Source organism: Methyloversatilis sp. XJ19-49 (assembly GCF_024580145.1).
GTDB lineage: Bacteria > Pseudomonadota > Gammaproteobacteria > Burkholderiales > Rhodocyclaceae > Methyloversatilis.
The window spans coordinates 506,720-531,812 of record NZ_JANINI010000001.1 but is presented as its reverse complement, the minus strand read 5'-3'; the positions used below and the strand labels follow the sequence as shown (position 1 = coordinate 531,812).

The following is a 25,093-nucleotide window of genomic DNA, read 5'->3' as shown; positions in this document are numbered from 1 at the left end:
GCGTTGTGGCCCGGACACCCTGCAGGGTGCAAGATTACAAGAAATTTACCCAGCGGCGTCGCGCGTGCGCGTCCGTCACTGCAGTCCGCGGCAGCAATGGCCTCTGAATAAGAAATGCATTATAAGTTTTTCTGCGGCGCTGGCAGAACTGCAGGGTTGGCGCAGCCAGCCGGCCGCACGCACGAGCCGGATGCGCTCGCTGGTGAAAGCGGGGCAGTGGGTCATGACGGTTCGGCCGGATCCGCTTCGCACGCGAATGGTATTCAAGGTCATGACGGGTGCAAAGGCTCGTGCTGATGTCAGACATCGTCCCGATGCAGAGCCTGAAAGCCGGTCGATACCCGAACACTCCGGCATGGTGTTCATCGGGATGGCGCTGATGCCTCATCGCCACCGACGTGACGCTGACGGCCGTGTGTCCTTGCGTGTCGACTCGCTGATCAACGCGCGCCGAAGTGGCCTGGAGCAGCGTGCTTCTCAAGTGAGCCCGCGTTGCGGCCGATATTCAACCACGTCCCGATCGGCACATGAGGACATCGAGGAGACCACACCCAATGCAGGACACCCCCAGCGACATGGCAGCTCGCGAGCAATCAGCCTCTCCTGCGGTCAAGGTCGCCCTGCGCGCGCTGATCGTCGAAGACAATCCGGTTGACCTGTGCGTGCTGCTCGTCCGCCTGAGGGCCGGTGGCTACGACGTCACGTCGTTGTGCGTCGACACGCCGGGCGCGCTGCGCGATGCGCTGGTGCAAGGGGGGTGGGACATTGTCATCAGCGACTACCTGCTGCCGACCTTCAATGGCCTGGACGCGCTGAATATCGTCAAGCGCTTTGACCCCGACCTGCCGCTGATCATCGTGTCGGGCGGCATCGGCGAAGACATCGCAGTCGAGGCGATGCGGGCCGGCGCGCAGGATTACCTGCTGAAGAAGAACCTGCAACGCCTGCCGCCTGTCATCGATCGGGAGTTGAAGAAGGCGGCAGCGCGACGCGAGCAGCTGGCGGCGACTGCCGTGCTGCGCGAGAGCGAACTGCGCCTGCAGAGCATCCTCGCCACGCTGGAAGACATCATCTGGTCGATCGAGCTCAGAACGCAGCGACTGGTCTATCTCAATCCGGCCGCAGTCAATATCTACGGCGTACCGGCGGAGGCATTCCTCGACGGCCGCATCGACTGGCTCGACATGGTGCACCCGGACGACCGCGAGCGCATGCGCCATTCGCTGAAGGAAGTGTCGAAGGTCGGCAGTCTGGCGAGCGAGTACCGTATCGTGCGACCCGATGGCGAGGTGCGCTGGATACACGACCGCGCGCGCGTGGTGTGCAACGAATCCGGTACGCGCGTGCGTGTGGACGGCATTGCCCGCGACGTGACCGAGCACAAGTTCAGCGAAGCCAAGCTTTATCAGGCGGCCAACTTCGATGCCCTGACCGGCCTGCCCAACCGCGCCATGCTGAGCGACCGCCTCAACCGGGCGCTGATCCGCCAGGCCGACGGCGAAACCATGCTGGCCGTGCTGTTCGTCGACATCGACCGTTTCAAGGTGATCAACGACAGCATGGGTCACGACGCCGGCGACGAACTGCTGCGCCAGATCACCGAGCGCCTGTCGCTCGCCCTGCGCGCGAGCGACACGCTGGCCCGCCAGGGCGGCGATGAGTTCGTCATCGTGCTGCCCGACCTGCACTGCGCTGCCGACGCCGAAATGGTATGCCGCAACCTGATGCGCGCCATCGAGCCGCCGGTCGAACTGCTCGGTCATCCGATCTACTGCACCGCCAGCATGGGCGTGGCGCTGTATCCGACCGACGGCGACGACGCGGGTACGTTGCTGAAGCACGCCGACCTCGCGATGTACCGGGCGAAGAAGGAAGGGCGCAATACGCTGCGCTTCTACAACCCGGAAGAGGGGGGCGCGGCCAACAACCGGCTCGAACTGGAGCGCGAGCTGCGCGCCGCGCTGGCCAATGACGAATTCGAACTGCACTACCAGCCGAAAGTCGATCTGACGCAAGACGGACGCATCGCCGGCTTCGAGGCGCTGGTGCGCTGGCGCCACCCGAGCCGCGGCCTGCTGTCGCCGCTGGAATTCATACCGCTGGCCGAAGAGACCGGCCTCATCGTGCCGATAGGTACCTGGGTATTGCGCCAGGCCTGTACCCAGGCGCGCATTTGGGTCAACGAATTCGGCCCGCACCTGCGCATGGCGGTAAACCTGTCAGCCCGCCAGTTTGCCGGCAGCGACCTGGTGGAAACGGTCACGACTGCGCTGCGGGACAGCGGCCTCGGTCCGGGCAATCTGGAAGTCGAAATCACCGAATCACTGCTCATGCAGGACGCTGGAAAGTCGGTGCGCGTGCTGCGCCAGATCAAGGATATGGGCGTCTCGATCGCGGTCGACGACTTCGGTACCGGTTATTCCAGCCTTGCCTACCTGAAGCGCTTTCCGCTGGACGTGATCAAGATCGACCGCTCCTTCGTGCGCGACATTTCCGACGACCCGGACGATGCCGCAATCTGCGCGTCCATCCTCGCCATGGCCCACGCGCTGCGCATGGAAGTCGTCGCCGAGGGCGTCGAAACGATGCCGCAGCTTGCCTTCCTGCAGGAACATCGCTGCCAGGTCATGCAGGGCTACCTGTTCAGCCGTCCGCTGCCGGCTGCCGACGCGAGCGCGGTGCTCGCCAGTGGGCGACGCCAGCCGCTCAGCAGCTCAACCGCTGCGCATTAGCGATCGACTGCCCGGCCGACCCGTCGCCTGCTTCCCCGCGACGCCGCACGGGAAACGACAGGGCACGGCATCGTCGTACAGCGGCTTCCCCGAAACCAACGGTCTGCTATTGCTCTGGTTCAATCGCCGCGATCTGTACAACTACGCACGCCACTTGAAGGAACATCAGTGTGGCCCGCGGGCGGTGGCGCCGGACATGCGGCACTGCGAACTGGCGGCCTGGTCTGCATGGCTCGATAAGTGCTTCGTCCGTGTTGAGGGAGTGCCGCACATGGCGACGGCAGGTCCGGGCAATCCTGTCCGCATCACGTCGATCAACCGCTGATTCCATCGCGTCTTGCGCAATGCAGGACCAGTCGCGCTCCTTTGCCTGGAGACCTGCTCGAACATGTTTATCGAGGCAGGCTCCTTTGTCCTTCCACCGCTTTCGCCCCCGAAAGAACTTCCTCGCAATGGCACTCCAGCCCGCCGACGGGATCAACAGGACACAACATGACTGCTACCACCGAATCTCTTGCGTTTCAGCGTCTTGAAGCTGAAAGTCGCCTGCAGAAGCCTGCACTCAAAGGGCCCACGCACCTTCCCGGCCGTTTCGGCTTCCGCGGTGAAATCACCCTGACGACCGAACCGCTCGTATCGCTCAAGGAGACGATTGCCGCAGCGGACAACGGCGAAGCAACCCTTTCGTTTCTCGCTGGTTCGCTGCCGTCCTTCAAAGCACTGCCTGCATTGATCGCGGCTCTGGGTCACACCATCAAGGCGGGCGGCAAGTACTTCATCTATGTGTCCGACCTCGATCGCGCATCGCGCTACCAGATCGAGTTCGACGGCGTATCGGTCTATGTGCTGCCGATCGACGACACCTCGGTCTACAACGAGCTGATCGATTTCCTGTATCTCGACAAGACGAGAATGAAGAAGATGGATACGGCCGAAAAGGTCGATACCATCGTCGACGCTGCGCTCAAGTACGCTCAGGTCTACGAAGTCATTACTTTCGGAGAAGGGCTGAAACGACTCTGAACAGTCCGCGTCCGTGTCGGGTTGGCGACGCACGCAATGGCGCCAATCACGACAATCCGGCCTGACCGGGTCCTGCGGTGGCGCCGTGGACGACCTTGCTTTCGATCTCGATGAGAAGGCTTGATTCCCAAGCCACAAATCGCCCGGTGGATGAGGGCGATTCAGCGTCGGTTCCATGCCGAGGGGATCGAGAAGATGACCCCGCAACCCTGCGATGAAGTTGCGCTTGAAGGATGCAGTGGGCTGATTGGGGCACAGTCGATCATCGTCTTATCATCGAGTCGAGTGGTGCCTGAATATGCCAAACGGAATTTCCGGGCGAGAAATCTGCCCCGCCATGCAGGTCAGCGCCGGGGCGTGCTGTACACTTCGGGCAACCTCCTTCCGATCACCTCTTCGTGTCCGACATTCCCACCACCTTTGCTGTCGACGGTCCGCTAGCCCGGGTGATCGAAGGTTTCACTCCGCGCGCGCAGCAGACGGAAATGGCCGAGCGGGTGGCGGCGGCGATCGAACAGCGCGGCGTGCTGGTGGTCGAGGCGGGTACCGGGACGGGCAAGACCTACGCCTATCTCGTGCCGGCGCTGCTGTCCGGCACCAAGGTGATCGTGTCGACCGGCACCAAGACGCTGCAGGACCAGCTGTTCCAGCGCGACCTGCCGACGGTGCGCGGCGCGCTCGGCGTGCCGGTGACCATCGCGCTGCTGAAGGGGCGCGCCAACTATCTGTGCCACTACCACCTCGAACGGTCACTGCACGACGGCAGGCTCGGCTCGCGCGAAGAGGCCGGGCATCTGCAGGCCATCGCGCGCTGGGCCAAGGTGACGAGCAGCGGCGACAAGGCGCAGTGCACCGAGGTGCCGGAAGAGTCGGGCGCCTGGCAGATGGCCACTTCGACGCGCGACAATTGCCTCGGCCAGGACTGCCCGAACGCGAAGGAGTGCTTCGTGACCGCGGCGCGGCGGGAAGCGATGGAGGCGGACGTGGTGGTGGTCAATCACCACCTGTTCTTCGCCGACCTGATGCTGCGTGACGAGGGCGTGGCCGAACTGCTGCCGGCCTGCAATGCGGTGGTGTTCGACGAAGCGCATCAGCTGGCGGAAACCGCCAGCCTGTTCTTCGGCGAGTCGGTATCGACTTCGCAGCTGCTGGAACTGGCGCGCGACACGCGTGCCGAGGCGGTCATCAACGCCAAGGATTTCAAACAATTGCCGGAAGCCGCCGAGCGCATGGCCAAGACGGCGCGCGATCTGCGACTGGTGTTCCGCGAAGAGAATGTGCGGCTGTCGGCGGCGCAGATCGACGAGCGAGCCGCGTTCGCGCCGGCGCTGGCCACCGTGCTGGACGCCTTGCGCGAGCTGGCCGGCGTGCTCGAAACCCAGGCCGGGCGCAGCGAGGGGCTGGAAAAGTGCTGGCAGCGCTCGCTCGATCTGGTGGCGCGCATCGAACGCTGGCAGAAGCCTGACCAGCCCGACCGCGTGCGCTGGGCCGAGGTGTATACGCAGGCGCTCGCGCTGAACGCCACGCCGCTGTCGGTGGCCGACATTTTCCGGCGCCAGATGGAAGACAACCCGCGGGCGTGGATATTCACGTCGGCCACGCTGGCGGTCGGCGGCGATTTCGGGCATTACTGCGGCGAACTGGGCCTCGCCGGCGCCGAGACGGCGCTATGGGGCAGCCCCTTCAACTACGGCGAGCAGGCGCTGCTGTATGCGCCCGAAAACATGCCGGAGCCGTCGGCGCCCACCTACGCCGAAGCAGTGGCACGTACCGCCTGGCCGCTGATCAAGGCCTGCCGCGGCGGCGTGTTCGTGCTGTGCACCTCGCTGCGCGCGATGAAGCGCATCCACGAACTGATCGAGGACAAGCTGTCGGCCTACGATCCTGAGCGCCCGCTGCTGATGCAGGGTCAGGCCACGCGCAGCGAGCTGCTCGAGCGGCACCGCGCAGCCGGCAACGCGGTGCTGGTCGCCAGCCAGAGCTTCTGGGAAGGTGTGGATGTGCGCGGCGACGCGCTGCAGCTGGTCATCATCGACAAGCTGCCGTTCGCACCGCCGGACGACCCGGTGCTGTCGGCGCGCATCGAACACATGAAGCGCGAAGGCCGCAACGCCTTCATGGATTACCAGTTGCCGCATGCCGTGATCAGCATGAAGCAGGGCGCCGGCCGGTTGATCCGCGACGAGCACGACCACGGTGTGCTTGTGGTATGCGACCCGCGCCTGATCGACAAGCACTACGGCAAGACCATCTGGCGCAGCCTGCCGCCGATGCGCCGCACGCGCAGCGAAGACGTGGCGGTGCAGTTTCTCGAAAGCCTGGGCGGCTGAACATTTCGAGATTTTCCTGAGCGGCGATGGCGCGGATTTCCCGATCCGCGCCAAGCGCCGCGCGCTAGCCTGAATCCGGTCTGGAATCGTGATTCGAAGTCCGGGAGGTGTCGCCATGCTGCGCGAAGCACTTTTCAGGGGGCCGCCGCAGGACGTCGCCCATTCGTCGAAATTCCGCGTGCTGTCCGGGCTGCTCGCCCAGGCCGGCATCGAAGTGGACGGACCGGAACCGTGGGACATGCGCATTCATTCGCCCGACCTGCCGGCGCGCCTGCTCGCGCAGGGCAGCCTCGGGTTGGGCGAAAGCTACATGGATGGCGAATGGGACGCCGACCGTCTCGACGAATTCTTCGCCCGGCTGCTGCGGGCACGTCTGGGCGAGCGCGTGCAGCCGGCGCGCATCGTCATGCACGCGCTCAGCGCGCACCTGTTCAACCGCCAGACGCGGCGCCGCGCCTGGCAGGTCGGCGAGCGTCACTACGATCTGGGCAACGATTTCTACGCGGCCATGCTCGACCCGCGCATGACCTATACCTGCGCCTACTGGAAGGACGCCGATGACCTCGCGGCTGCGCAGGATGCCAAACTCGATCTGGTGTGCCGCAAGCTCAAGCTCCAACCAGGCATGCGTCTGCTCGATATCGGCTGCGGCTGGGGCAGCCTGATCGGCTACGCGGCCGAGCACTACGGGGTGGAATGTGTCGGCGTGACCGTGTCGCGCGAACAGGTGGAGTGGGCGCGCGCACGCTACGCCGGCCTGCCGGTGGAATTCCGGCTGCAGGACTACCGCGAAGTCGATGAAGCGTTCGACCGGGTGGCCAGCATCGGCATGTTCGAGCATGTCGGGCGCAAGAACTTCCGTACCTTCATGCAGGTGGCGCGGCGCTGCCTGCATCCGGACGGCCTGCTGCTGTTGCACACGATAGGCAAGAACACGCAGCGTGGCGCCACCGACCCCTGGATAGACCGCTACATCTTCCCCAACGGCGACCTGCCCGCGGTCGGCCAGATCGGCCATGCACTCGATGACCTGTTCGTGGTGGAAGATCTGCACAACTTCGGTGCCGACTACGACCGCACGCTGATGGCCTGGCATGCCAATTTCGAAGCCGCCTTGCCGCAATGGGCCGACGGGCTCGGCGAGCGCTTTCGCCGCATGTGGCGCTATTACCTGCTGTCGTGTGCCGGTGCGTTCCGCGCACGCGACATCCAGCTCTGGCAATGGGTGTTGTCGCCAGCCGGTGTGCCCGGCGGCTATCGTCGCATCAGCTGATGCGGCGCTTCGACCTGAAAACCTCGGTTGATCGCTGGAAATGCTGATGGGGGAGCGTGCGCTTGCGAGTTTCCTGCTTCGCCCGGCCCTCACCCTCCGCGTGAGGGCGCTTCGCCGCCATGCGCAGGGCCGAATGGCCCGTCCGTGCAGAGAGACATACTGCAGCGTCCTCGCGCTTTGCCGCACACCCTGCCAACCCTGCCCACGGCGTCGATCAACTGAGCTTCTGAGGTTCAACCTGCATTGAAGTACTGGCGGATCGCTTCGTCCGAGGTGTGGGTGTTCAACTCGCTGACGTTGATCGACATGCTGCCGGTAGCCCACAGGTAGTGTTTGCGGAACCACGCATAGAGCTCGTCCGATGCCTTGTCGATCGCGCCCAGGCGGCCCGACTCGATCAGGTATTGCAGCGCGCGGTCCGCCCCGGGGGTCTGCTCGGTCACGGCGCGATGCTTTTCGAGCGGCTGGAACAGGCGGCCCACATCGAGTGCGGTGACCGATTGCGGGCGCTCGGCCAGACGGCGCTCCAGCCTGTCGATTGCGGCCGTCCACGACGGGCTGAGTTTGAAGCGCTTGCGCAGACTTGCGATCCAGTTTTGCAGAAGCGCAACATAGGTTTGTTCGGTGGCCTTGTCGCTCGTCATGTTGGCGTTATCCTTGTACGCAGTCGCGGAACCAGTCAGCCGGTGACACAGACTTGCAGCCGACGGCATCCTGTCCGCTTTTACGACTGCGCAACGATCCGGCTTGAGCAGTCGGTGAGCAGGTTGGCACGGCGAAGCAAACATTTATTCGCGTGGAGCGCTCCGCCCGCGCTGCATCACGGTCGGGGCCCGATTTCTCGTGAATGATGTCGCCACGAGAACCGCTTTCTGGTCTGCGGCCACGCATCCGGTCCTCCCTGGACGGGGTATCCGGATTTTCAGGCGTCAATCTACGGGTTACGCACATGGTTTTCGAAGTCTACGGACGATTCGAGGTCGAAGTTTGCGAGGAGTCGGGGGCGTGGGTCGCCTACCGGCTGGGCCCCGGCATGCGTCATCGTGACTATGACGTGTCCTTCCCGCGCGGGCTGGCCGAAGACCGGCTGGCCGAGGTGCTGACCACCAGTTTCCAGGACCTTGCCTCGCCGGGCCTGAATGTGCGGCGCGTCCGCTGAAGGCTGTCGCACCGAGCACGCGCCATGTTCGCCTCCCTCGCGCGCTTCCCCGATACGCTCGGTACCTTCGGTCTGATCTTCTGGGGCGGCGTGCTGCTGGCGCTGCTGATCGCCGTCGGCGTACTGATCGTGATCGAACAGCGCATGTTCCGGGCGCGTGGCAAGGGCGGCGGAGCGCTGTTCGTGCGCCTGTGTTCCTTGCCCATCCTCGCCCTGACCGTGGCCGCCGTACTGTTCGCCGCGCGCGCAGTGTCTGGCATGGAAAGCCTGGCGGTGTTCTACGTCGCACTGTTCACGCTGGCGCCACTGATGTGGTTCGGTCTGCACGGGCTGGCCGGGTGGCTCGCCTCACCGCGGCTGGGTCGCGGTGAAAGTGCATGGCTGGCGGTCAGCGGTCTGCTGATGCTGTTGCTGCCGGTCGGCATCGTCAGCGCGCTGCAGATGCCTTACTTCCATCTGGTTCGCCTGATCGACGGCGCCCGCGTGGCCGCAACCGATCAGCGGCCGCTGCCGCATGACGTGCGGCCGGTGGTCCGCTTCCGGCTGGCTGCCGTCGGCGGCGGCACCGGTGACCTCCTCGTTCAATCGCTGCGGGCGCCGGCGGGTGTGACGGTCGAGCGCGTCGAAGCGATGTCGGGCGGTCACTGGGCGGACACCGCGACACAGATGCATGCCTACATGTGCCGCAACGGCGCAGATCTGCATTTCGCATGGCGGCCAGGCACCGCGCTGCCGCGGCTCAGGCTGCACTGGCGTGACGCCTCCGGTGCCGCGCTGACCGAGTTCCAGCCTGCCGGTCCGGTCGTGCTGCCGCCGGCGGCGGACTTCGTGCCGCGCTGGCGTAGCGGCGGCGGTGTCGATCTGCCGGCGCCCTTGCCGCGCGACCTCGTCACCGTCAGCAATCAGGCGGGCGCCAGCGGCTATTTCCGCGCGCTGCCGGCAAGCCTCGATCGCGCACATGACTGCGTGCTCGGCGGTGATCACCTGACATGGACGTCTTCGGACGACGCAGTGAGTTCATTGCGGATCTCGATCGACCTCACCGCGACCGACCGCGGCTTGAGCGCGCAGTATGTGAGGCCGGATCCTTGATGACCGCTCTGCGGACGCGCTGTGAGCGCTGCAACATGATCTGCCCGCGGCGGTGATGTACCCTTCATTTCATTCATCCTCTGTGCACCGATCACGATGAAAACCCTTTACGAAGCGGCCAGCCTTGTGGAAGCCCATCTGCTGAGGGATCTGCTGGCACAGGAAGGCGTGCCCGCGGTGATCCACGGTGAGTTCCTGCAGGGCGGCATGGGAGAACTGCCGGCTGCGGGCCTGATCCGGCTGATGGTGGATGATCACCACTTTGGCGCGGGGCGGGCAGTCATCGAACGCTGGGAAGCCAATCCGATCAGCGACATCCCGGACGTGCCACGTCCTTCGGCCCGGGACGAGGCGTCACCCGCTGGCGAGCAGTCCGTGCATCGGCAGCCACCCCCACCCCCGCAGCGACGGCGCGACGGCCGCAACCCTTTCGGCATGTGGATCGCCGTGGCCGTGGTCGCCACCGCCTGCTGGCTGTATGCGCGCGCGGTCGAGGCGATCGAGGTGGTCGACGTTGTCGATATCGATGGTTGCATCGACGGGCTTGCTACAGACGCCGACATGCACCACCCGGCACCGCCGCCTACGCCTGGAAACGGCGCCGCGCTGCGCTTGCGCTGAGTGTCCGTGCCGGCTGTCAGCGATCCGGCGGCGCCACGCAGCGGGCGCCTGTTCAGTCGCGTCCTCCTTGTTGCATTGCTGTTTTTCGGCGCGCTGTGGCTGCTCGATTGCCTGTTTCCGCCGCCGCTGCCCGGCCGGGACGACGGTCTCATCGTGCTGGCGCGCGACGGTAGCCCGCTGCGCGCCTGGCCGGGTGCGGATGGCGCGTGGCGCTATCCGGTCACGCTGGCCGACGTGTCGCCTCGCTATGTCGAGGCGTTACTGGGCTATGAAGACCGCTGGTTCCGCTGGCATCCGGGCGTCAATCCGGCCGCGCTGGCGCGTGCCGCTTGGCAGTGGGCGGACAGCGGGCGCATCGTGTCCGGCGGCTCCACGCTCACCATGCAGGTCGCGCGCATTCTCGAACCCATGCCGCGCACGCCGCGCGGCAAGCTGCGCCAGATGGCGCGCGCGCTGCAGCTCGAATGGCGGCTGTCAAAGGACGACATCCTCACGCTGTATCTGAATCATGCGCCAATGGGTGGCATCGTCGAAGGCGTCGAGATGGCCAGTCGCGCCTACCTGGGCAAGCCCTCGCGAGATCTCAGCCATGCCGAAGCGGCGCTGCTTGCCACCCTGCCGCGTGCGCCCAGCCGCCTGCGTCCGGACCGCGCGCCGCAGGTGGCGCAGGTCGCGCGCGATCGCGTGCTGACCCGGCTGGCCAGCTTCGGCATCTGGACACCCGAGCTGGTGGCCGACGCGCGCATCGAACCGGTCATCGCACAGCGCCTGCAGGGCGGATGGCTGGCGCCGCTGGCGGCCGAACGTCTGCGCGGGCAGGTGCGCCGGTCGGACCGACGCGGCCTGACCCGCGTCGCCAGCACGCTGGACCGCGAACTGCAGGCCACGGTCGAGCGCCTGCTGGCCGACCGCGCCTCGGTGCTGCCGCCGAAGGTGTCGATCGCAGCGCTGGTGATGGATGTCGACACACTGGAGGTGCGCGCCTATGCCGGCTCGGCCGATTTCAGCGATGCGGGGCGAAGCGCCCACGTTGACATGGTGCGTGGCGTGCGCTCGCCCGGCTCGACTTTGAAGCCCTTCCTGTATGCGATGGCGCTGGATGATGGCCTCATTCACTCCGAAAGCCTGCTGATCGATGCGCCGCAGGCCTTCGGCGGCTATCAGCCGGGTAATTTCCAGGCTGATTTTTCGGGGCCGGTCAGCGCCGCCGAAGCGCTGCAGCGCTCTCTCAATGTGCCGGCAGTCGACCTGCTGGACCAGATCACGCCGTCGCGCTTCGCCGCGCGGCTCGCCACGGGCGGCATCAAGCTGCGCATCGCGACCGGAGAGCAGCCCAACCTGAGCCTCATCCTGGGCGGCGCCGGAGTCACGCTGGAAGAACTGGTCGGCGCCTACCGCGCGCTGGCTGCCGGCGGCCTCGCCGGCACGCCTCGCCTCACACCGGATGCACCGCGCGTCGAATCGCGCCTGATGAGTGAGGGCGCAGCGTGGATCGTGCGTGACATTCTGGAAGGCGGCGGTCACCCGGATCGCCCCTTCATCGAAGGCGGTGGCGATGCGCCGCTGGCCTGGAAAACCGGCACCAGCTTCGGCTTTCGCGACGCGTGGGCGGTCGGCGTGGCCGGCCGCCATGCATTGGGCGTATGGATAGGCCGACCCGACGGTACGCCCAATCCCGGCTTCTTCGGTGCCAATGCAGCCGCGCCGCTGCTGAAGGACATCGCCGCTGCGCTGCCGCGCGCAGCGCCTGTTTCGCGCGACCGGCCCGCGTCGGTGCAGTCGATCGACATTTGCTGGCCGCTGGGCACTGCGGCCGCCGACATGCTGGCGCCACTGTGCCATCGCCGTCGCAGCGCCTGGTCACTCGCCGGTGCCGTACCGCCGACGCGACCCGATCGTATCGACGGCAGCAGCCTGCGGCAGACAGCGTGGATCGATCCGACCAGCGGTCTGCGCACGGTGTCGGGCTGTGGCAATGGGCAAATGCAGGAGTTCGCCCGCTGGCCGGTGCTGTTGCAACCGTGGCTCGCAGGCTGGCAGCCGGCCGACCAGCGCCTGCCCGACTGGCAACCGGGCTGCGCGCCGGCCGATACTGCACCGGCCGCCACGCTGCGTATCGTCGGCCTCACCGATGGCTTGCGCCTGCGCCCCGCGCCAAATCAGCGCCATGTGTCGTTGCAGCTTGCGGTACGCGGTGTGCACGGCACGGTGTATTGGCTGCTCGATGGACGAAGGGTGATGCCGAATGGCGGTGGCAAACTGCTGCTCGACGACCCCGGCGAACACCGGCTGACCGTGATGGACGGCGAGGGACGCCATCACAGCGTGAGGTTCGTGCTCGATCCGGCGGCCGATGCCCGAGCCTTGCGCTGACCCCCGGTGCCGTGAGAGGCACCGGCCGCCTCGCCGCGATCGGTGCAGCCCCCTGTGGGAGCGGCGGCCTCGTCGCGATCGTGCCGCGGCCATCGTTGTGCAGCGTGCGTATCGCGGCGAGGCCGCCGCTCCCACAGGAACAGCTCCCACAGGAACAGCTCCCACAGGAACAGCTCCCACAGGAACAGCTCCCACAGGAACAGCTCCCACAGGAACAGCTCCCACCGTCGGCCAGCTTGCGAACGTTGTCCGCGCCAGGCAGGTCGATTGTCGTTGCGCTGCGCGATCGGCGGAATGAAGTCCCGACCTGTTCCGTTCGCGGGAATTCGCGCATGGGATGCCCTGTTGCGCCGTAGCGATGTGGTTCGTTTCTGCGATCCGGCCCGGGGCTGCCTTGACACGTGCGGCAGCGGTGGTGACGATGCGTCGCGTACCGATCACGCGGCGTCCGGCTATATCCATTCAGGCGGGCCACGGATTGTCCGGAAAACTCAATTTCCCTGAGTTTCGCTCGTGTCTTTTTTGCTGTTATTTCAATCACCAACCCGGGAATGACCATGTCTCAAATCATCGTTGAACACAACCCGTCGGAAGACAAGCTCAAGCAACTCGGCGTGTCGAGCTGGGAAATCTGGGAAAAGGAAGTATCGAAGTTTCCGCTCGATTTCGGCATGACCGAAAGCGCCTATCTGCTCGAGGGCGAAATCCATGTCACGCCGCAGGGCGGCGAAAAGGTGGTGATCAAGGCCGGCGACTTCGTGGTGTTCCCGAAAGGCATGAAGTCGATGTGGGAAGTGGTGAAGCCCTTGCGCAAGCACTACAAGCACAGCTGAGCCAGGACTTCAACCCGACAGCAGGTTGAACAAAAAAAGCCCCGGAAATCCGGGGCTTTTTTCTGTCGGTCGACGCAGGGGCATCAGGGTGCGCGGTACTCGACGCCGTGGCGCTTGAAGATGTCCTTCAGTTCGCCCTTTTCGGCAATGCTGTTCATCGCGGCCTGCAGCGACTGGGCCAGCTTTTCGTTGCCTGCCTTCACCGCGAGGCCGATGACCCACTGACGGCGATTGACCAGCGGCAGCGGCACGTCGCCAATCGCGTAGCCGCTGGTACCGGCAATGCCTGCTTCCATCTCGCTCTGCATGCCCATCACGGCACTGACTTCGCCGTTCTTCATCGCTGCCAGCGCTTCGCCGGCCGATTTGTAGTGGCCGATGTTGTTGCGGTAGGCGCCGCCGTCCGCCGACAGCAGCACCGTGTCAGGGTAGGTTTCAACTTCGACGCCGATGCGCTGGGTGCGGAAGACATCGAGCGATTCGAGCTTGTCGATCTTCTCGACATTGCGGGCGATGGCGAACTTTTCGCGGTAGTACGGTGCTAAGAACATGGCCTTGTCGTTGCGCGCCGTGTAGGTCGCGTCGATGGGCACATGCAGCATGACATCGGCCGGGCCGTAGCCGAGCACGGTACCGCGCCACACCATGTTGCGCAGGTCATCGTCCATGTTTTCATCGGCCGAGAACCACAGGATTTCGAGCTTCACGCCAAGCCGGTCGGCCAGCAGTTTGGCGAGGTCAACGTCAATGCCGCCTGCACTTATGTCGGAGAACGGGGCGAACTCCTTGTACAGCGCAACCTTGATCTGGCCGCTCTTGATAACTTCGTCGAGGTCGCGGCCCTGCGCCCATGCGCTGCCGGCGAAGCCGCCCAGCCACACGACGGCGCACAGCATCAGCGCGGTGAATCTGTTCTTCATTCCTGGTCTCCAGAGGTATTGTGTGTGCGGGGATGTTTTCCCGCGAGCCCGCATTTTTGCACGGCGGACCGATATCGGTTGCAACAACCGGTTTGCCGCCCTCAGGCGTCAGCGGACGTTGCACGGAGTGCTCTGTCGGGCAGCCAGGTCAGCAGGCGCGCCGACAAACCGGACAGGAAAGAAAAAACCGGCGCCAGAAGGCGCCGGTTACGGTCGCCCCAACAACGGGGCGCAAGGAGGAGTCTTCAGATCTTCTTGATCAATCCTTCAGCAGCTTGAACACCCACATCGAGCCACCCTGGTTCAGGTACGCAACTTTCTTGGCCACGTCACCGCCCCACAGCGGCACTGCGCCGCCCCAGCCGGCCGTCACGGCAACGTACTGTTCGCCGTCCTGGTCCCAGGTGATCGGGGGGGCGACGATGCCGGTGCCGACCTGGAAGGACCACACTTCCTTGCCGGTCTTGGCGTCGGCCGCCTTCAGGTAACCCTCGGGCGTGCCCCAGAACACCAGACCGCCGCGGGTCACCATCGCGCCGCCCCACAGCGGAGCGTTGTTGCGTACTTCCCACACGATCTTGCCGGTCTTCGGATCGACGGCACGCAGCGCGCCGATGTAGTCGCCGCCGATGTCCTTGGCGTCAAGCGTCTTGATCGTGAAGCCGGCACCCAGGTAGGCCGCACCCTTCTTGTAGGTGATCGGCTCGTTCCAGATTTCCATGCCCCATTCATTGGACGGCACGTAGAAGAGACCGGTGTCCGGGCTGTAGGCCATCGGCATCTGGTTCTTGCCGCCGAGGAAGGATGGTGTGGCGAAAACGGCATTGCCCTTCTTGCCATCGCCACTGGCGGTCGGGTCACCCGGACGGTTTGCCGGGTCATAGATCGGCCGACCGTTCTCATCCAGGCCCTTGGCCCAGTTCAACGCCTTCACGAACGGGAAGCCGCGCTCGAACTTGCCGGTGTTGGCATCCAGCACATAGAAGAAGCCGTTGCGGTCGGCCTTGCCGCCCATACGCTTGCCACCCATGTCGAAGGTGACGAATTCGTTTACGCCGTCGTAGTCCCAGCCGTCGTTCGGCGTGCTCTGGAAGTGCCACTTGATCTCGCCGGTCTTGACGTCGATCGCAACGGTGGAGCACGAGTACAGGTTGTCGCCGGGACGCAGGTGGCTGTTCCACGGCGCCGGGTTGCCGGTGCCGAAATAGGCGAGGCCGGTCTTCGCGTCGTAGGTGCCGCCGAGCCACGTAGCCGCGCCGCCGACCTTCCACAGGTCGCCAGGCCACGTCGCATTGGTCGTGCCGCTGATGCCGGCTTCGGTCTTGTTGCCGTCGGCGTCGTACCTGTAGCCCATGTGACCTTCGATGGTCGGGCGCATCCACACCATCTTGCCGGTCTTCGGGTCACGTGCCTCGACGCGGCCGATGATGCCGAACTCGCCGCCGGATACGCCGGTCAGCAGCAGACCGCCGGCGATGATGGGCGCTGCCGAGGACGAATAGCCGGCCTGGTAGTCGTCGATCTTTTCCTTCCACACGACCTTGCCGGTGCTCTGGTCGAGTGCTATGAGCTGTGCATCGAGCGTTGCGTAGATGATCAGGTTGTCGAACGCCGCAGCGCCGCGGTTGATCACGTCGCAGCAGGGCATGATGCCTTCGGGCAGGCGGTGTTCGTAGGTCCACAGGCGTTTGCCGGTCTTGGCATCGAGCGCGAATACGCGTGAGTACGAGGCGGTGATGAACATCTTGCCATCGATGACCAGCGGTTGCGCTTCCTGACCGCGCTGCTTCTCGCCGCCGTACGAGTACGACCAGGCAGGCACCAGGCGCTTCACGTTCTTCGGAGTGATCTGCTTGAGCGGGCTGAAACGCTGGCCTTCGGTTCCCATGCCCCACGAAAGAACGTTACCGGTGGTCTTGGCGTCGTTCACGATGTCGGCATCCGTCACACCGGCATACGCAAGGGTGCTGTGCGCGCAGGCAGTGAGGGCGAGCGCTGCAAGAGCAGTTCTTTTCATGGATGGTCTCCTCGAATTTGGATCAGTCGTCTGACTGTCGGATTTTTCGTCGCAACGAGCGACGCCCAAGTGTTGCAAAACGCATGCCATTTATCGGGTTTGCGCCAAAAGTCCGGCTCGGACTCCCCCGATGGGTGGCCTTTCCGGCAGGCGTGGCAAAGCGCTGAAGAAGTGATGCCTTCCCTGAGGCGCGCGGATAAAGGCCCTGCGGCGGGTAGGTCTTCTGGCGGGGTGCAGATGCGGCGTGGGTAACGAAACGAGGCGGACGGTTGCGTTCGCGCCGGACAACGTCCGGTCACGGTCGCACAAGCGGCTGACCCGTCCGGATTTCAACCGATTTTTACAAATCGTTCGTACAGATATCGAACGTCCGCCAGAGTGTATGTCCCGGCGTGAGCCGGGTGACGCCCCGTTTTATCCGGGGTTCGGTCACCGCTGCCCACGGCGCGTCAGCGCTGTGCGCGGCGCAAACGCCATCCCGACGAAGTATTCGTCGAATGAATTCTTCCGGCTTGCGTACTCGTTGGTTTGCCGGGGCAAGGCGGCCCCGGTGTTCAGCGCTTGCCGTTGCCGCCCAGCAATGCGGCAACCTGTCGCTTGCCACGCCGAGCGCCGCCTGCGGTGCCATCGGCCGTTGCGGTCGGGCCATCACCGGAAGGCAGTGATTCGTAAGGCTTGCTGAAGTCGAAACCGTCTGCCGCAACCTGACTGGCCGATGAACGCGAACTGCGCGGCGCACGCCCGGTGTCGCCGGGCGACGACCGGCCGCGGCGGACTGCGCCTTCGGGCCGTTCCGGCCGATCACCGCTGCTGACGGGGCGCTCCCGCGGGCGCTCGCCACCACGTCCCTCGCGCGGACCCGATTCGCGCGCTTCGCGCTGCCGGGCGCGGCCGGGGTCGAAGCCTTCCGGCGTCGCCGGCTCGATTTCCTTGCGGATCAGCTTTTCGATGTCGGCCACGCGACCGCGCTCTTCCGGCGCCATCAGCGAAATGGCTTCGCCGCTGCGCCCGGCGCGCCCGGTGCGGCCGATCCGATGTACATAATCTTCCGCGTTGTGCGGCAACTCGAAATTGATGACGAAGGGCAGGTCCTCGATGTCGAGACCGCGCGCCGCGACATCGGTCGCAACCAGTACGCGCACAGCACCGCTCTTGAACGCTTCCAGCGCCTCGGTGCGCTGCTGCTGGCTCTTGTCGCCGTGGATGGCGTCCGCCGCCACACCCTGACGGATCAGGTGTACGGCGAGCCGGCTGGCGCCGAATTTCGTGTTGACGAACACCAGCGCCTGACGCGACACGTAGTCGGGCTGAGTCAGCAGGTGCGTCAGCAGCGCACGCTTGTCGTCGGTCGCGCAGGCATGCACCTTGTGCGTGACGGTTTCGGCCGTGGCATTGCGGCGCGCGACTTCGATCAGTTGCGGGTCTCGCAACATGGCCTGCGCAAGCTTCTTGATCTCTTCCGAGAAGGTGGCCGAGAACAGCAGGCTCTGCCGCTGTGCGGGCAGCAGCGCAAGGATGCGCTTGATGTCCGGGATGAAACCCATGTCCAGCATGCGGTCGGCTTCGTCCAGCACCAGCATCTGCACCTGCCCGAGCGCGATGCTCTTGCCTTCGACATGATCGAGCAGGCGACCCGGCGTGGCGACGACGATCTCGCGGCCTTCGCGCAACTCCTTCACCTGCGCCTTCATGTCCACGCCGCCGTAGATGCACACCGAGCGCAGCGGCAGGTGCTTCGAGTAGGTGCGCACGCTTTCGTGCACCTGCATCGCCAGTTCGCGCGTCGGGCAGACGATCAGCGCGCGTACCGGGTGGCGGGCGGGCGATGGCGAGCTGCTGGCGTGCGGGGCAAGGCGCTGCAGCAGTGGCAGCGTGAAACTGGCGGTCTTGCCGGTACCGGTCTGGGCGCCGCCCATGACGTCACGGCCCGCCAGCACGATGGGAATGGCCTGGGCCTGAATGGGGGTCGGCACGGTGTAGCCAGTGTCTGCGACAGCGCGCAGCAATTCGGGGATGAGCCCGAGTTCTTCAAACGACATGTATGCGAAGCTCTTTGTGTAAGGACTTCCGCCTGGCATGCCGGTTCAGGCTGGGGAAATCGGTTCCGGAAAACCCGGCGCGAGTGCGCGCCAACGTAAGATTGGCGCGGGAATCGAGCCCGGGGCGCAGGCGCCTGGGCGGGAGAAGTGGAGGATCTGGCCGGGCAATCCGGCCGGATCGGAAACTCCGGGCCGCGCCATGACCGGCGAGGCGACTGCGCGTGCATTATCGCACAGTGCACGGTTTCGCCCCGCGTGACGCGGATTCGACATACGGCAGCCTGGGAGGGGCGACCTCAGTGTAAGTGTCGGCCCTCTGGGAGCGGCGGCCTGTGGGAGCGGCGGCCTGTGGGAGCGGCGGCCTGTGGGAGCGGCGGCCTGGGGGAGCGGCGGCCTCGCCGCGATGGATGCCGCGATGATCGTTGATCAACGCGCCGATCGCGGCGAGGGCGGCGCGGGGGTTTCGGCGAGCACTGCTCGCCGCCCGCAGAGCCGGCCGGCCATGCAGGGCCGGCAGTGGATCGCCGCTCCCACAACAGGAACACCGCTCAGCAGGCGCGCCGCTCAGCCGTGCCGGCGACGCGCGGATGCGGACTTGCCCGGCACGCCCAGGTAACCGGTGACTTCCTCGCGGTCGTGGTAGAGCTGGCGGAAACGCAGTTCGTGTTTCTTGTCGACCGACTCCAGCGCTTCGGCGATCAGGTCGGAACACAGCTGCAGTTCTTCATAGCGCCGCTTCATCGGCAGCTTCAGGTTGAAGATGGCGTGCTGGCACAGACCCTGCGCGACCCAACGCGCGACCAGTGCGGCGACGCGGCGTGGCTGTTCGACCATGTCGCACACCAGCCAGTCGACCGGCTTGCGCGGCACAAAGCGGAAGCCGTCTTCCTTCTTGTGCCGTACCTGGCCGGTTTCGAGCAATTCGGGCTTCATCGGCCCATTGTCGACCGCAGTCACTTCGAAATGGCGCGACACGAGGTGCCAGGTCCAGCCTCCCGGTGCGGCACCGAGGTCGACGGCGCTCATGCCGGGCTTGATCAGCCTTTCCTGTTCGTCTTCGGTCAGCAGGCTGTGAAACGCTTCGGCCAGCTTTAGCGTCGAGCGCGATGGCGCCTCGCGCGGCATGCGCAGGCGCGGAATGCCGCCTGGCCACTCGCTGCGCCGGCCCGGCCAGGACAGCGCCACGGTGGCGCGGTCAGCTGCAGTGAAGAAGATGTGCAGGCGTGGTGCTTCCCGGTCGTCGCTGAAGGCGTTGGCCGTTTCAAGCGCCTGACTCATGAAGCCTTCCAGCTTGCGGCTGAGGCCGGACAGCGCTTTTACGTTGTCGGTGTCCGGTGTTTCGATCAGGAAGTCGCTGAACCCCGGTGCCAGTTCGAGAGCGGCTTCGACCACCGGCGTGACGCGGTCGCGCGGGGTCATGCCTTCGACGGTACGGCCCGCCCACACCAGCTGGCGTGCGAACGTGAGGTCCTGCCAGCTCAGCTTGCGCATCAAGGCGCTCAGCGCGCGCGCATCGGCAAATGCCTCCACGTAGCCACTGCCGGCCTGGGCCTGCGGTTCGATCATCTGGCCGGCGTCGCCGCAGCGATCCATGATCTCCTGCGCGCATTCGCGCTCGAAGCCGGCACGGCAATACAGCAGCAGGCCGAGGGGATTTGTTTTCAAGGTGTGTCCGTTCAGGGTGAATCCGTGCCGGGCCGACCGGTCTGTGATACATGTCGCGCTCTTGGGAACGCAATCCGGTCCGCCGCATGAATCTTACGAAAGTTACCGGAATGAAGGCCGTCGGCACGAAGGATATCGCGCGCCGGCGTCTCGGCCGCTCGACGCTTGAAGTCCCGGCCATCGGCCTGGGCACGATGACCTTCGGTCAGCAGGTCGACGAGCGCACTGCCCACGCCATCATGGACGAAGCCTTCGAGGCCGGCATCGACTTTCTCGATGCGGCCGAAATGTACCCCGTCCCGGCGCGCGCGGAAACCTTCGGCGACACCGAACGCATCGTCGGCAGCTGGCTTGCGCGCCGGCCGCGCGAGTCGGTCATCGTCGCGACCAAGGTGGCCGGCCCGGCACGCGGCATCGAATGGATACGCGGCGGGCCGCTGGCGCTGGATGAAAGCAATATCCGGCAGGCCGTTGAAGGATCGCTCGCGCGACTGCGCACCGACTACATCGACCTCTACCAGATCCACTGGCCGGCGCGCAATGTGCCGATGTTCGGCCAGTATGAATATGACCCGGGCGGCGAGCGCGAGGCGGAATCGCTGCGCAGCCAGCTCGAAGCGCTCGGCCGGCTGATCGAGGAAGGCAAGATCCGCCATGTCGGCGTGTCGAACGAAACGCCGTGGGGCCTGATGACCTGCCTGCGCCTGGCCGACGAAGGTCTGCCGCGCGTGGTGAGCATCCAGAACGCCTACCACCTGATGAACCGTACCTTCGATGTCGGCCTGTCCGAGGTATGTACGCGCGAGCAGGTGTCGCTGCTGGCGTACTCGCCGCTCGGCTTCGGCCACCTGACCGGCAAGTACGCCGAACGCGCCGACGCGGCAGGTCGAATCAATGAATTTCCGCAGTTCGGCCAGCGCTACTTCAAGGAAAATGTGGCGCCGGCTTCGCGTGCCTACGCCCTGCTGGCGCACGAACACGGACTTACGCCGACCCAGCTGGCGCTTGCGTTCTGCTATCGGCGCCATGCCGTGGCGAGTACCCTGATCGGTGTGACCACGCGCACTCAGTTGCGGGAAAATATCGATGCATGGACCGTAACGCTGTCGAACGCGCTGAACGAAGCCATCGACGCGCTGCATCTGCGCTACACCAACCCGGCGCCGTGACCGGGCGGCCTGCAATGTTGCACAGAGGAGATTTACGGATGTACATCAAGCCGTTAGCCGCGTTGATCGCGGCCAGCGTCATGTTCGCGCCGATGTCGGCGGGCGCCAATACGGCAACGCCCAAGCCGGCTGCCAGCGCCAAGGCAAGCAAACCCGCCGCCAAGGCCAGCTCGAAGGCCAGCGGCAAGGCCGCCGCGCCGAAGGAAGCCACCGAAGTCGAACTGGCGCACGGTCTGGACGAAGCCGCCGCGGTCGCGCTGCAGGCGTTGGTGGACGACTTCAATGCGGGCGGCAAAGCCAAACAGAAGATCGTGCTCAGCACTCGCAACTGGGAAGACGCGGACGCGGCGGTGCCAGGACTGCCCGCCATGCTGGTGCTCGACGACGGCGCGCGCCAGCGCTTCCTTGACGGCAAGCCGCGCTACATTCCGCTGCACCAGGTGATGACGACCGCGAAGGAAAAATTCGCCCACGCCGTCATCCCCGCGCCGATGCCTCCGTATCTGAATGGCGCGAAGGGCCGCCTGAATGCGCTGCCGATCGGCCTCACGACGCCGGTCATGTTCTACAACCGCGACGCCTTCAGCCGGGTCGGGCTCGACCCGAACGTGCCGCCGACCCACTGGTTCTCGCTGCAGGAAGCGCTCGGCACCCTGCGCGATGGCGGCTATGCCTGCCCCTACACCAGTGCTCGCCCGACCCAGATCCACGTGGACAACATCAGCGCCTGGCACAACGAGCCGTTCGCGCGCAAGCAGGGCAAGACCGGAGAAGCGCTCGCCATCAACGGCCTCGTGCAGGTGAAGCATCTGGCCATGATGTCGTCGTGGTACAAGAGCCGCTATCTGCACATTTTCGGGCGCGGCGACGAGGCGGTCCCGATGTTCGCCGGCGGCCAGTGTCAGGTGCTGACTGCACGCTCCTCGGCCTGGCCGCAGATCAAGCGCGACGCCAAATTCGACGTCGGTGTCGCGGCGCTGCCCTTTCATGAAGACATCCGCAACGCGCCGCGCCATACGCTCGCCGATGGTGCCAGCCTGTGGGTGAGCGCCGGTCGCGGCGCCGAGGAAACGCGCACCATCGCGCGCTTTGTCACCTTCCTGCTCGATCCGGACCGCCAGGCCCAGTGGTCGCTGGCCACCGGCTTCATTCCGCTGAACCGCGCCGGCATGGTGGCCATCAGTCCTGTTGATGCACCGACCGCGGACAGCGTTGCCCGGGTGGCACTGCGCCAGCTCGCGGGTCGGGCCGGTGAGAAGGACGAACAGACCAGCATCGCCGCCAGCAACCCGCGCGTGCGTGCGGTACTCGATGAAGAACTGGAAGAGCTGTGGGCCGACCGCAAGCCGGCCAAGGCTGTGCTCGACACAGCGGTGCTGAGGGCAGGTCCATGTGTGAAGTCGATCAACTCGTCCTGCTGATCCGCTCGGCGCGCGCGGACGCGACGGTCGGTGAACCGTTGCGCCGGCTGCTCGCGCTCGACGACGCGGCGCGCGTCAAGGCGATCGAGAAGTGGGTGCGCGAAGGCGTCGCTGCCGGCACCTCGGTGGACATGCTGACCGCCATCGCCTGGCTGACCGACGACGACATCGCGCGTCAGGCGCGCGAGTTGCTCGATCCCGCCTGAAGCCGACCCGATGACGTCCAGGCGGTCGCCCTGGTCCTATCCGCTGTGGATCGCCCATCGCGGCGGTGGCTCGGCGGCACCGGAAAACACGCTCGCCGCGATCCGCACCGGCGCGGCAGCCGGCTTCGGCATGGTCGAGTTCGACGTCATGCTGAGCCGCGATGACGTGCCGCTGCTGATTCATGACGAAACGCTGGAGCGCACGACGGACGGCGTGGGCAATGTCAGCGCACACAACGCCAACGCGCTGCGGCAACTCGATGCCGGGCGCTGGCACGGCCCGACCTTCGCCGGAGAACGCATTCCGACGCTGGATCAGGCGCTCGATTGCCTGCTCGCGCTGGACATCACCGCCAACATCGAAATCAAGCCGGCCACCGGCTTCGATCGTCGCACCGGCGAAGTCGTCGCGCACGCGGTCGCGGCGCGCTGGCCTGCCGGCGTACGGCCGCCGCTGCTGTCCTCGTTCTCGATGGACGCCCTCGAGTCGGCGCGCGAGTCGGCGCCCGATCTTCCGCGCGGCCTGCTGTTCGAACGGCTGCCCGAAGACTGGGCGGCCCAAGTGCGCGCGCACGGCGCGCTGTCGGTGCACTGCGACCAGTCGGCGCTCGATGTTCAGCAACTCCGGGTGGTGCGCGAAACAGGCGTGCCGCTGCTGTGCTATACGGTGAATGACGCTGCGCGTGCCCGTGAGCTGATTGCGGCCGGTGTGGCCGGTCTGTTTACCGACATGCTCGACCTGCCTCAGCGCTGCTGCACATGATCCAGCGTGGCATGCAGCGCGGCCCGCCATTGTGCGATCAGCGCGGCGCCTGACGCGCCCGACGGCAGGTAAAGCCGACCGTCGTCGGCTGCCGTCTGCATCGCGATGCCTGCGCCCAGCGCCGCCAGCCGCGCTGCACCGAGTGCCGTGGTTTCGGCCGCCGGCGCCACGCGCACCGCGCAGCCGAGCAGGTCGGCCTGCATCTGCATCAGCAGGGTATTGACCGTGCCGCCGCCATCGACGCGCAGTTCTCGCAGCGACGCACCGGCATCGGCTTCCATCGCCCGCATCACATCCAGCGTCTGCAGCGCGATGGCTTCGAGCGCGGCGCGCGCGATGTGGGCGCGTGTGGTGCCGCGCGTCAGGCCATAGATTGCGCCGCGCGCTTCGGCCGACCAGTGCGGTGCGCCCAGGCCGGTGAAGGCCGGCACGAGGGTGACGCCGGCGCTGTCCGGCACGCTGCCCGCGAGCGCCTCGATGTCGCCCGAGCGGGCGATCAGCCCCAGCCCGTCGCGCAGCCACTGCACCAGCGCCCCGGTCACGAACACGCTGCCTTCGAGCGCGTATTCGATGCGCGCCGACGTCTGCGCCGCACAGGTGGTCAGCAGACCGTGGCGCGACGCGATGGCCTGTTCACCGGTATGCATGAGCATGAAACAGCCGGTGCCGTAGGTATTCTTGGCCAGCCCCTGCGCCGTGCAGCCCTGCCCGTAAAGTGCCGCCTGCTGGTCGCCGGCGATGCCGGTAATCGGCAGCGCGCGGCCGAACAGCGCAGCGCCGGTTTCCGCCAGGACACCGCTGGACGGCACCACGCGCGGCAGCAGCACACGCGGAATCGCGAACAGTTCGAGCAGGCCGTCGTCCCACTGGCCGGTGTGGATGTCCAGCAGCTGGGTGCGGCTGGCGTTCGTGAGGTCGGTCAGATGCGTGCGCCCGTCGGTGAGCTGCCACACCAGCCAGCTGTCCATCGTGCCGCAGGCCAGTTCGCCGCGCAGCGCGCGTTCGCGGGCGCCGGGCAGGTGGTCGAGCAGCCAGGCAATCTTGCTGGCCGAAAAGTAGGGGTCCAGCACCAGGCCGGTCTTCGCGCGCACCGCGTCCTCGTCGCCGTCGTCCTTGAGGCGGGCGCAGACCTCCGCCGTGCGCCGGTCCTGCCAGACGATGACCGGGCCCAGCGGCTCGCCGGTCGTGCGGTCCCACAGCACGACGGTTTCGCGCTGATTGGTGATGCCGATTGCGGCGATGTCGGTCGGCGCAAGCGCGGCGCGCATCAGCGCCTCCTTCACGCAGTCGACGGTATCGGTCCAGATGCGCCGGGCGTCGTGTTCCACCCAGCCGGGCTGCGGGTAGTGCTGCGGCAGTTCGCGCTGCGCCATCGCAACGATGCGGCTGTCGGTGTCGAACAGCAGCGCGCGCGAGCTGGTCGTGCCCTGATCGAGGGCGAGGATGTAGCGCATGTC

At 65.9% G+C, this 25,093-nt stretch carries 20 protein-coding genes; 14 read left to right on the top strand and 6 right to left on the bottom strand.

Features of this window, described 5'->3' with window-relative positions; translation table 11 throughout:
• Positions 1-554 precede the first annotated feature (554 nt).
• From NMQ16_RS02410 to cfa, 5 genes are all read left to right on the top strand, one after another.
• Positions 555-2,732, top strand: coding sequence for a bifunctional diguanylate cyclase/phosphodiesterase (locus NMQ16_RS02410; RefSeq protein WP_257078882.1), 2,178 nt, complete (start codon positions 555-557; stop codon positions 2,730-2,732).
• The gene (locus NMQ16_RS02405) at positions 2,689-3,057 is read left to right on the top strand and encodes a hypothetical protein (protein WP_257078881.1); all 369 of its coding nucleotides are present in this window, start codon (positions 2,689-2,691) and stop codon (positions 3,055-3,057) included. Before NMQ16_RS02410 ends, NMQ16_RS02405 begins: the two co-directional genes overlap by 44 nt.
• A gap of 167 nt (positions 3,058-3,224) precedes the next feature.
• Complete coding sequence (locus NMQ16_RS02400) at positions 3,225-3,755, top strand: hypothetical protein (protein WP_257078880.1); 531 nt, start codon at positions 3,225-3,227, stop codon at positions 3,753-3,755.
• A gap of 398 nt (positions 3,756-4,153) precedes the next feature.
• Positions 4,154-6,085, top strand: a complete 1,932-nt coding sequence (locus NMQ16_RS02395; RefSeq protein WP_257078879.1) for an ATP-dependent DNA helicase — start codon at positions 4,154-4,156, stop codon at positions 6,083-6,085.
• 115 nt (positions 6,086-6,200) lie between these two features.
• The gene (gene cfa, locus NMQ16_RS02390) at positions 6,201-7,358 is read left to right on the top strand and encodes a cyclopropane fatty acyl phospholipid synthase (RefSeq protein ID WP_257078878.1); all 1,158 of its coding nucleotides are present in this window, start codon (positions 6,201-6,203) and stop codon (positions 7,356-7,358) included.
• A 233-nt stretch (positions 7,359-7,591) separates the two neighbouring features.
• Here the strand turns inward: cfa and NMQ16_RS02385 are convergent, their stop codons facing one another.
• On the bottom strand, positions 7,592-8,146 hold the full coding sequence (locus NMQ16_RS02385; protein ID WP_257078877.1) for a hypothetical protein: 555 nt from the start codon (positions 8,144-8,146) through the stop codon (positions 7,592-7,594).
• Between the two features lie 161 nt (positions 8,147-8,307).
• On the opposite strand from NMQ16_RS02385, the gene NMQ16_RS02380 reads away from it, so the two are divergent.
• The 5 genes from NMQ16_RS02380 (at position 8,308) to NMQ16_RS02360 (ending at position 13,436) form a co-directional block, all read left to right on the top strand.
• Positions 8,308-8,517, top strand: a complete 210-nt coding sequence (locus NMQ16_RS02380; RefSeq protein WP_257078876.1) for a hypothetical protein — start codon at positions 8,308-8,310, stop codon at positions 8,515-8,517.
• A 24-nt stretch (positions 8,518-8,541) separates the two neighbouring features.
• Positions 8,542-9,609 carry a hypothetical protein gene (locus NMQ16_RS02375; RefSeq protein ID WP_257078875.1) on the top strand — a complete coding sequence of 356 codons (1,068 nt, stop codon included), beginning with the start codon at positions 8,542-8,544 and terminating at the stop codon, positions 9,607-9,609.
• Between the two features lie 96 nt (positions 9,610-9,705).
• Positions 9,706-10,230, top strand: coding sequence for a DUF2007 domain-containing protein (locus tag NMQ16_RS02370; protein ID WP_257078874.1), 525 nt, complete (start codon positions 9,706-9,708; stop codon positions 10,228-10,230).
• A 6-nt stretch (positions 10,231-10,236) separates the two neighbouring features.
• Complete coding sequence (pbpC, locus tag NMQ16_RS02365) at positions 10,237-12,603, top strand: penicillin-binding protein 1C (protein WP_257078873.1); 2,367 nt, start codon at positions 10,237-10,239, stop codon at positions 12,601-12,603.
• A gap of 557 nt (positions 12,604-13,160) precedes the next feature.
• Positions 13,161-13,436, top strand: coding sequence for a cupin domain-containing protein (locus NMQ16_RS02360; protein WP_069040748.1), 276 nt, complete (start codon positions 13,161-13,163; stop codon positions 13,434-13,436).
• 83 nt (positions 13,437-13,519) lie between these two features.
• Here the strand turns inward: NMQ16_RS02360 and NMQ16_RS02355 are convergent, their stop codons facing one another.
• The 4 genes from NMQ16_RS02355 to rlmM form a co-directional block, all read right to left on the bottom strand.
• Positions 13,520-14,356: an ABC transporter substrate-binding protein gene (locus NMQ16_RS02355; protein ID WP_257078872.1), complete on the bottom strand. Its 837-nt coding sequence runs from the start codon at positions 14,354-14,356 to the stop codon at positions 13,520-13,522.
• A gap of 259 nt (positions 14,357-14,615) precedes the next feature.
• On the bottom strand, positions 14,616-16,373 hold the full coding sequence (locus NMQ16_RS02350) for a PQQ-dependent methanol/ethanol family dehydrogenase (protein ID WP_257078871.1): 1,758 nt from the start codon (positions 16,371-16,373) through the stop codon (positions 14,616-14,618).
• A 554-nt stretch (positions 16,374-16,927) separates the two neighbouring features.
• Positions 16,928-18,412 (bottom strand): DEAD/DEAH box helicase, encoded by a 1,485-nt coding sequence (locus NMQ16_RS02345; protein ID WP_257078870.1) that lies wholly within the window; start codon positions 18,410-18,412, stop codon positions 16,928-16,930.
• Between the two features lie 564 nt (positions 18,413-18,976).
• Positions 18,977-20,077, bottom strand: a complete 1,101-nt coding sequence (gene rlmM / locus NMQ16_RS02340) for a 23S rRNA (cytidine(2498)-2'-O)-methyltransferase RlmM (RefSeq protein ID WP_257078869.1) — start codon at positions 20,075-20,077, stop codon at positions 18,977-18,979.
• A gap of 86 nt (positions 20,078-20,163) precedes the next feature.
• On the opposite strand from rlmM, the gene NMQ16_RS02335 reads away from it, so the two are divergent.
• The 4 genes from NMQ16_RS02335 to ugpQ are packed head-to-tail and all read left to right on the top strand — an operon-like array spanning position 20,164 to position 23,636.
• The gene (locus NMQ16_RS02335; protein WP_257078868.1) at positions 20,164-21,246 is read left to right on the top strand and encodes an aldo/keto reductase; all 1,083 of its coding nucleotides are present in this window, start codon (positions 20,164-20,166) and stop codon (positions 21,244-21,246) included.
• 38 nt (positions 21,247-21,284) lie between these two features.
• Positions 21,285-22,667, top strand: a complete 1,383-nt coding sequence (locus NMQ16_RS02330; protein WP_257078867.1) for an extracellular solute-binding protein — start codon at positions 21,285-21,287, stop codon at positions 22,665-22,667.
• Complete coding sequence (locus tag NMQ16_RS02325; protein ID WP_257078866.1) at positions 22,637-22,873, top strand: hypothetical protein; 237 nt, start codon at positions 22,637-22,639, stop codon at positions 22,871-22,873. Before NMQ16_RS02330 ends, NMQ16_RS02325 begins: the two co-directional genes overlap by 31 nt.
• A gap of 10 nt (positions 22,874-22,883) precedes the next feature.
• On the top strand, positions 22,884-23,636 hold the full coding sequence (ugpQ, locus tag NMQ16_RS02320) for a glycerophosphodiester phosphodiesterase (RefSeq protein ID WP_257078865.1): 753 nt from the start codon (positions 22,884-22,886) through the stop codon (positions 23,634-23,636).
• On the opposite strand, the gene glpK is transcribed toward ugpQ, so the two are convergent.
• Positions 23,618-25,090 carry a glycerol kinase GlpK gene (gene glpK, locus NMQ16_RS02315; protein WP_257078864.1) on the bottom strand — a complete coding sequence of 491 codons (1,473 nt, stop codon included), beginning with the start codon at positions 25,088-25,090 and terminating at the stop codon, positions 23,618-23,620. The genes ugpQ and glpK overlap by 19 nt on opposite strands.
• Positions 25,091-25,093: the final 3 nt, after the last annotated feature.